Origin of the sequence: Frankia sp. BMG5.23 (assembly GCF_000685765.2) — a bacterium.
Classification (GTDB): domain Bacteria; phylum Actinomycetota; class Actinomycetes; order Frankiales; family Frankiaceae; genus Frankia; species Frankia casuarinae.
In genome coordinates this window covers 1-7,276 of record NZ_JDWE01000100.1, presented here as the reverse complement: position 1 = coordinate 7,276, position 7,276 = coordinate 1, and the positions used below count along the sequence as shown (strand labels likewise).

General features: G+C 68.3%; 7 protein-coding genes and 2 pseudogenes. 7 read left to right on the top strand and 2 right to left on the bottom strand.

All coding sequences use genetic code 11. The features are described 5' to 3' along the window. Positions 1-56: 56 nt before the first annotated feature. The 4 genes and pseudogenes from BMG523DRAFT_RS21350 to BMG523DRAFT_RS21335 all read left to right on the top strand — a co-directional run. Positions 57-380, top strand: a pseudogene (locus tag BMG523DRAFT_RS21350) (transposase); the annotation flags it as partial. Positions 381-867: 487 nt separating this feature from the next. Then, positions 868-1,065 carry a hypothetical protein gene (locus tag BMG523DRAFT_RS21345; RefSeq protein ID WP_043592172.1) on the top strand — a complete coding sequence of 66 codons (198 nt, stop codon included), beginning with the start codon at positions 868-870 and terminating at the stop codon, positions 1,063-1,065. Between the two features lie 177 nt (positions 1,066-1,242). After that, positions 1,243-2,097, top strand: a complete 855-nt coding sequence (locus tag BMG523DRAFT_RS21340; RefSeq protein WP_051623999.1) for a transposase — start codon at positions 1,243-1,245, stop codon at positions 2,095-2,097. 100 nt (positions 2,098-2,197) lie between these two features. Further along, positions 2,198-2,551: pseudogene (locus tag BMG523DRAFT_RS21335) on the top strand (carbamoyltransferase C-terminal domain-containing protein); the annotation flags it as partial. Between the two features lie 188 nt (positions 2,552-2,739). Here the strand turns inward: BMG523DRAFT_RS21335 and BMG523DRAFT_RS21330 are convergent. After that, positions 2,740-3,366 carry a GyrI-like domain-containing protein gene (locus BMG523DRAFT_RS21330; RefSeq protein WP_043592168.1) on the bottom strand — a complete coding sequence of 209 codons (627 nt, stop codon included), beginning with the start codon at positions 3,364-3,366 and terminating at the stop codon, positions 2,740-2,742. 610 nt (positions 3,367-3,976) lie between these two features. Here BMG523DRAFT_RS21330 and BMG523DRAFT_RS21325 point away from each other — a divergent pair. The 3 genes from BMG523DRAFT_RS21325 to BMG523DRAFT_RS21315 all read left to right on the top strand — a co-directional run bounded on the left by BMG523DRAFT_RS21325 (position 3,977) and on the right by BMG523DRAFT_RS21315 (position 5,654). Beyond that, positions 3,977-4,246, top strand: a complete 270-nt coding sequence (locus BMG523DRAFT_RS21325) for a type II toxin-antitoxin system Phd/YefM family antitoxin (protein ID WP_011434617.1) — start codon at positions 3,977-3,979, stop codon at positions 4,244-4,246. Continuing rightward, entirely contained in the window at positions 4,230-4,703 is a 474-nt protein-coding gene (locus BMG523DRAFT_RS21320) for a type II toxin-antitoxin system VapC family toxin (RefSeq protein WP_043592167.1), read from the top strand. Before BMG523DRAFT_RS21325 ends, BMG523DRAFT_RS21320 begins: the two co-directional genes overlap by 17 nt. Positions 4,704-5,012: 309 nt before the next feature. Next, positions 5,013-5,654, top strand: coding sequence for a hypothetical protein (locus BMG523DRAFT_RS21315; RefSeq protein WP_011434615.1), 642 nt, complete (start codon positions 5,013-5,015; stop codon positions 5,652-5,654). A gap of 243 nt (positions 5,655-5,897) precedes the next feature. Here the strand turns inward: BMG523DRAFT_RS21315 and BMG523DRAFT_RS21310 are convergent, their stop codons facing one another. Continuing rightward, positions 5,898-6,077 carry a hypothetical protein gene (locus tag BMG523DRAFT_RS21310; protein ID WP_023842169.1) on the bottom strand — a complete coding sequence of 60 codons (180 nt, stop codon included), beginning with the start codon at positions 6,075-6,077 and terminating at the stop codon, positions 5,898-5,900. Positions 6,078-7,276 lie beyond the last annotated feature (1,199 nt).

Genomic DNA, 7,276 nt, shown 5'->3' with positions numbered 1-7,276 from the left:
AAGAGCCTGTTTTGGATCTTTTTGCATATGCGGAGCGTGACGGAAAGTTGGTGTGGATGTTGGTGGTGGGGTTTGGACGGGGGTGATGGCGGCAGGGGCTGGTCATGGTACGTACACACCGGTATCCATCGGATCTGACCGACGCCGAGTGGGCGCTTGTCGAAGCTGTGTTGCCGCCGGTATCGAAGGACGGCCGGCCCGNGGCGCACTCTCGCCGGGACATCGTGGACGCCATCCTGTACGTGACACACAACGGGATCGTGTGGCGCGCGCTGCCGGCGGGCTTCCCGCCGTGGCAGACGGTCTACGGCTTCTTTGACCGGTGGAAGAAAAAAGGCGTGACCGCCGGGACCCATGACGCGCTGCAGGGCTCCGGCAAGTTCGCGATTTGGATGGTGATGGTCGTGTTGCCGGGTGTGATGGTGGCTGTGTATGGGTGGGATGGTTCTGGGTGGGTCGTCTCCCGTTGCGGGTCGCGGGATCTGATGGGTGCGGGACACGCCGGGGACACGTGTCGCTGACAGAAAAGCAGGCACGCCGCTTGTAGATCACGCAGATGTCGAAGTCTTCGTGCTCTGGGGTGCGGTGTGCCTGCAGGGTTATTGTCTCGTGCTGCGGCTGTGGTGGCGGGACCGGCCGCCGGTTCACGAACCGCTCCGGGTGCGCGGTGTAGGCCGCGTCGAACACCCGGGCCCGGGCGGCGTGCGCCTGCTCGGTAAACGTTCAGTGCCCTCGCGGAGGGTGCTGGTTTCGGGGTGGCAGTAGCGGGCTGTGACGGCTGGGCCGAGTGGTCCGGCTGTGTGGGCTTATCGGGTCTGGCCGTGTGTCGACGCCGCGCACGGGTTGAGGACCCACTTTGATTGCTTCGTGCCTGATCCGGACGGTCCGTCGCGTGACGCGCTGGTCTGGCTTGTCCTCTGGCAGGCACGGCAGAACAGCCAGCTGAAGGCGATCGTCGAGAAGCTCGCCGCGGCGAACGCTGACCTGACGGCGGCGAACGGGGTACTGGCCGGCCGGTTGGGCCGGGTGGAGCACCTGCTTTCGCGCACCAGCGCGAACTCCTAGAGTCCGCCGTCGAAGGACGATGAGCCGGGACGGACGCCGCCGAAGGGCAAGGCGCCCCGCGCCGGGACGCGGCCGCGGGGCGGGCAGCCCGGCGCGCCGGGCTCGCACCTGGCCTTCACCGACGCTCCCGACGGCCGGCTCGACCGGTTCCCCGAAGGGACGTGCGGCTGCGGGACGGTGCTCGGCGGGGCGGTCGGCCGGGGTGAGGCGGTCGATCTCGGCATCGTCGACCGTTACCAGCAGACCGAGATCCCGCTGGTAACGGCGACGGTCACCCAGTACGACCAGCACGCGGTGCGCTGCCGGTGCGGAAAGGTCCACACCGCGCCCCGCCCGGACGGGGCGCGGCCTGGGCCGGTCGGCTACGGGCCGAACCTGATGGCCTGGTGCGTCTACCTGATGGTCGTCCATCACCTCCCGGTCGCCCGCGTCGTCGAGTTGCTCACGTCGCTGACGGGCGCGGCGCCGTCCGCCGGGTTCGTCCACTGTCTGATCAGCCGGACGGCGGCAGGGCTCGCCGGGGCCGACGCGCGGATCCGCGCGCTGATCTGCCTGGCCGCCATCGTCGTGATGGACGAGACCCCGCTGCGCGTCGGACCGCGCCTACCCCGGCCCGGCCGCAAGAAAGCCGAGAAGTACCTGCTTGTCGCCGCCACCGCGCTCTACACCCGCTTCGAGCTCGGGGACCGGGACCTGGCCACCTTCAAGGCCTCCGTCCTCCTCGACCTCGCCCGGGCCGGCGCGACCGTCGTCCACGACCGCTACCACCTCTATGACCACCCCGCGTTCGCCGCCGGCGGCGACCCCGCGGACCGCGACATCCCCGACAGCGCGGACCACGAACCAGACGAGGCTGTCTTCGCCGGCCTGCTCCACCAGGTCTGCACCGCCCACCTGCAACGCGACCTGACCGGCGCGGCCGAGGTCCACCCGGACGAGACCTGGCCCGAGCAGATCGCCGAGGCGCTGCGCGGCCTGGTCCACCACACCAACCTCGCCCGCCACGACGCCGCCCTCCCCGCACCGACCTGACCCAGCCCACAACCCACGCGTGACCGGAGGCGCCACCCGCCGACCGGCCATCACTCGATGCCACGGAATCCCGCCGCCAGCACACGGCCTGAACGTTTACCTCCAGGATCTCGCGCCTCACGTGTTCGAGCTCGGAAAGAAGCGGTCCTCCCCGTACATGACCTTCGTGGTTCCGGTGCGACCCGAATACCGGGAGATGATTCAAGGAGCCTGCCATGTCGATGGCACATCGCGCATCCAGACGATCACCGAGCAGGACAACCCGCTGGTCGCGGAAATGCTGCGCCTGTTCACGGAGCTAACTGGGGTACCATGCCTGATCAACACGTCGTTCAACGTCGCCGGCGAGCCAATTGTCTGCTCTCCTGTGGATGCCCTGTCCTGCTTCCTCAAAACAGAGATGGATCACCTGATTCTCGGCAACTTCCTGGTCTCTCGCGATCTGGGCCACTGAACACGCCGCATCGCGGTCCTGCTGCTGTTGCAGCACCCCACGACCACCGCCGGATACCCGCTGCGACGAATCCGACATGCGCGCCGAGCCATGTCCAACCGGATCGCCTAGGGCTGATTTTGGAGAAGGAGACGGAAAAATTTTCCGGCGCATGGAGGTTCTGAGTCTCGCCCTTCGAAGCCAGGCCCCTATTTCCGCGCGGATTCGACCGGCTGCCGGATGATCGTACGCAGGCGGCGGGGGTCTGTCCGGCGGGCATCTGACAGATAGATCTCATGGTGACGCCCACGGGGGGTGAGGCCTTCGGCCGGCATGAACTCGTCGTGCATCCGGGAGATGGTCGGGGCCTCCTCGTCGTATGGTCCGACGTAGAGAGTCTGAACGCATGTGCCCTCGAGAAACTCCTCGAACCGGACCTTCTTCACCGCACCAAGGTCCTTCTTCTCTTGAACCCGTTCCAGTGCCGATTCAACGATCGCCGAGGTAATCCAGTCGGGCTGGAAGATCATGATGGTCCAGTCCCACCTGCCCTTTTCTCGGGTATGGAAGACCTGCAGGTCCTTCGCGGACCACAGACCCTCCAGCGGAGCCACGGTGTGCGTCCGCTTCAGCTCGTCCTTGGCGACGGCGCGCACGGCATAGGAGGTCGTGTAGAGCGCGGTTACCACCTCCGCGTATTCCGGGGCGGTATTGGGGTCGCCGTGGCCATCCGCCATGAGGAAGTGCGCCCGCGGAACGTCGATGATCTCGAACATGTTTTGCTTCGACGAATAGAGTCTGGGATGTTCCTTCTTGACGCTGAAGTTGCTGTGCATCAGTGAAATCCTCCGAACATATCGAGCGGCGTCGCTGTCGTTGAGCCTAGTGCTGCGACCGGCGTCGCAGGCTGTCGGGTGGATGTGTCGTCCCAGACATTCTGGCAGGTTCGCGGCATGATCTGGCAAAACCCTTGGATCATTCACGGCGAGGCGCGCGGCGTTCTGGCCGAGGAGCGGATCCAGGCGGTGTCGCCAGTTCCTGCTCGCGAGATGTTCGCCGCGGAGGGGCGGGGTTGGACGCGACACAGGACCACCTCACGGCGTCCGGCAAATTGGGCGGAATCAGGTAGATGAGTAGCTCACAGCAGCATCGCTGACGCGCAAACTACTCGGCCTCATCCGGATAGCCGGATCGTGGGGCCGCCGAATGCGCGAAGGACCTGACGCGGCAGGTAATGGGAATCGTCGAATCGTCGAAGCCGCGTATGACGACGATCATCCAGGCGCCCGGCGGATCCGCAATATTCTTGAGCGCTGCGGATAGCGTCTTTCGTGCAGGAGGCGACCGCNGGCACACGGCGGTATGGCGAAGCCGGGCGGTCAACATCGCCTGGCCAGACTCTGGATCTTCGTCGCGGCACGCTGTAGCACCGGGTGCTACGCTGGCATGGTGAGCACTCCTGAGATCACGCAGCGGGACCTGCGGTCGAGGTCGCGGGAGATCATGGACGCCGTCGAGCATGGGCAGTCGTTCACGGTCACTCGGGATGGTCACCAGATCGGGCAGCTCGTCCCGATCCGGCGCCGGCGCCGGTTCGTCTCGCGGCAGGAGTTCGCCGCGATGTCACGCAACGCACCTGACACCGGCCTGGAGGCGTTCCGCGCCGACCAGGAGGCGGCGGCCGACCACGAGGCGACGGATGCCTATGACCAGTGAGCCCGTCCGGCAGGGCCTGCTGGATACCAACATCCTGATCCTGCGCCGCTGGGTGAACGTGGCCGAGCTTCCGGACGAGATGGCGATCAGCGTGGTGACGCTGGCGGAGCTGTCCGCCGGGCCGCACCAGGTCCGGCGTAACGACGAGCATGACCTGTACGACGAGCATGAGGAACGGGCACGGCGGATGGAGATCCTCCAACGTGCCGAGAACGAGTTCGATCCGATCCCGTTCGACGCCGAGGCGGCGCGGGTCTACGGCCGGCTGACCGCGGCCGTCGTCGCCGCGGGCCGCAAACCGCGCCGCCGGACCGCGGACCTGATGATCGCCGCCACGGCGGTCGCGGAGGACCTTCCACTGTTCACCACCAACCCCGGCGACTACACCGGCCTGGAACGGCTCCTACGCACGGTCCCCGTCACGAGGCCGCCATTGCCCCACGAGAGGAAGCCCTAACCCAGCCGGGGCGGCGAGGCTGCTGCCATACGTCGATGGCGGACGTTTTCGGGTGTCACGGGCCGCACCCCGATCTGGCCAGCCGGATCCGGGAACCCCAGACCGACCATGACGACACGATCAACCCGGTAAGCCCAGCGCGACAGTCTGGGGCGCCGCAGCGATCATGGGGAGGTGTAGCAACGGGTGTAGCAACAGAGGCAACCGACCACGCACGTCGACGGCCTTCCACTTCCGTTCCCGACCGCCGGGAACGACGCGCCGACCGTCCCGGACGGTCCCCTCGCGTCCGGCGGGTGGGTGCCGACCGTGCCGCATGCGGGGCGCACCGATCCCTCGCAGGATGCGACGCGCGGACCGCGTGCCCGCCACGACCGGGCGTCGGTTCCGGCGTTCTGGACGGTGGTGGACGGGCGGGTGGTTGCCGGCCCGTGGGCGGACCGGTATGACGCAGTCCGGGCGGGGGATGACCATCCCGGTAGCGCCGTCGGCTACGGGGTGGTAGCGGCGGACGGGACGCTGACGAGCCGTTCCGCACCGGATGATCTCGCGTTTAATCGCCTGTGGTCCGAACAGGTCGCGCGGCTCACCGATGACCATGGGGGGAGGGTGCGCGCGACCCGGGACGCTACCGCGCTGCTCACGGTGCGGGTAGCGCGTGCGCTCGTGCTGGCGGGGGTGCCGGTGGCGGACACTACCGGGCGGGAGGCAACCGGCGGGGTCCTGCTTGTCCCGGTGCGCACGGGTGCGTACCGGGGGGTGGCGTTGGGGTGGGCTACCCATCCCCGGATGGCCACCATCCCCACGGCGAATCGGCCCGTCCCGGCCGGGGTGGGTGATGTGCTGACCTACGCGGTAGCGGCCACGCTCGACGCGCTGGGGTTCACCGTGCGCTACGGCAGGCAGACACGGGCGCATCTGGTCACGGCCGGACCGGGGGACGCGCGATGAGCGACGTGCCGACGTGTGAGACACCCCGTTGTGCCGCACCCGCACTGGTGATCGTCTCCGATGGGAGAGAAACGGCGTTGGCGTGCGCCCTATGCCACGAGGCCATGTTGCGGGCCAGCGGCGGAGTGATCCGTGGCATCGGTCTCGTCCCCCGGACCCCACGCCCGTAGCCGCTTGCTAGACGCTTACAGGAACAGGCCCCCCGCACCGGATACGGTGCGGGGGGCCTGCCGCATGTTGGGGTCAGTCGGTGGGGGGTGGGTCGGGGGGTCGGGGGCGTGGATGGTCCCGCATGGTGGCGAGCAGCACCGCGAGGGCGTTGATCTGTTCATCGGTCAGTGGGGGCATCGCCCATACGGCGCGGCGGATCGCCGTGTGTTCGTCGTCCGGTTCGTCGGCAGGGTGGTCCGGCGTGCTGGTCATCGCGGCTCCCTGACCCCCGCCGGTCGTCACGTGACGACCGGCGGGGGGTTGCGGTTGCGCCGGGTGGGGGTCGGCGGGGGTGGTTCGGGACGGTCGCGTGGCACCCGGGGGTGGACGGCTACCGCGACCGTGCTGTGTTTGTTCAGATCACCGGGGGTGCGCGGGGTGCGGGCATGGGGTGTTGCCGCTACCTGGTCGCGGGCGTGGTGCTAGCGGGCGGCGTTCCCGGGGTTGGGTGCGGTGTGGCGGGGGTGGTCGCTGCGCGGGCGTGCGCGGTGTGGGTGTGGGTGTGCCCTACCCGCGTGTAGGGGTGCGGGGTGGGTCCGCCCGGTGATGTGACTGTCTGTGGCGATGTGCCGTGGTGTGCACAGGTGGGGGTGTGTGGGTGCCTACGCGCGTAGGCGCGCACGCACGCGCGCGCGTAGGGCCGTGCATGCACGCCGGGGTGCACGGCGTTGCACGGGGGTGTGCACGGCGGTTCCGTGACGGTGGGTCATGGGCGGTGGGGGGTGGCGTGCCAACGGCCGGGCGCGGCCTGGCGCACCTTGCCGGCTTCCTGGAGCTGCTGTAGGGCATAGTACACCCATCGACGGGACCGGCCGGTGGCGGTCACCAGGTCGGGCACGCTGGCGCCGTCCGGTGTTGCCGTGAGGGCAGTCCACAGGGCACTGTTGGGGTCGGGGTTATGGTCCGTGTGCGGCCCGTCCGACCGGGCGGGTAGAGCCGGTGGCGTGGGATAGCGGCTGGTGATATCCGCCACGGTGTCGTCGTCTAGCAGGTAGGCACGGTGGGGTGTGGGCGTGGTGTGGTCGGGGTCAAGGATGAGGAACACGCCGGGAAGGGTGAAGGCGTCGGTTCGCCAACCACTTTTGTAGGCGCCTGCGCCGAGGATGAGGTCTGTGTCGGCGCGTTCCCGGACTCGCAGCGCTATCCGGACGTCCATCTGGCTACGGATAGCGCCGTTTCCCGTCGCGTCTTGGGTTGGTCGTTGCGTGGCAGCGATGAGCGTGACTGCGACTGCGCGGCCGAGACGGGCCAGAGAATCAGCTNTGTCCAGTGCTTCCGGGGGGAGTTCCGCGAATTCGTCGACCAAGATCGCGAGTGCTGGGCGTTCCCGGGTGGGGTTCCAGGTCCTTTCCCCGCGCTGTGCTTGCTCGCGGGTGCGCCGGTTCAGTTCTTCCCATGCGGCGGTGAAGAGG

Coding starts and splice junctions, on each gene's coding strand:
- BMG523DRAFT_RS21330 (WP_043592168.1), bottom strand. CDS start 3,366: ATGCACAGCAACTTCAGCGTCAAGAAGGAACATCCCAGACTCTATTCG.
- BMG523DRAFT_RS21325 (WP_011434617.1), top strand. CDS start 3,977: ATGGTGAGCACTCCTGAGATCACGCAGCGGGACCTGCGGTCGAGGTCG.
- BMG523DRAFT_RS21320 (WP_043592167.1), top strand. CDS start 4,230: ATGCCTATGACCAGTGAGCCCGTCCGGCAGGGCCTGCTGGATACCAAC.
- BMG523DRAFT_RS21310 (WP_023842169.1), bottom strand. CDS start 6,077: ATGACCAGCACGCCGGACCACCCTGCCGACGAACCGGACGACGAACAC.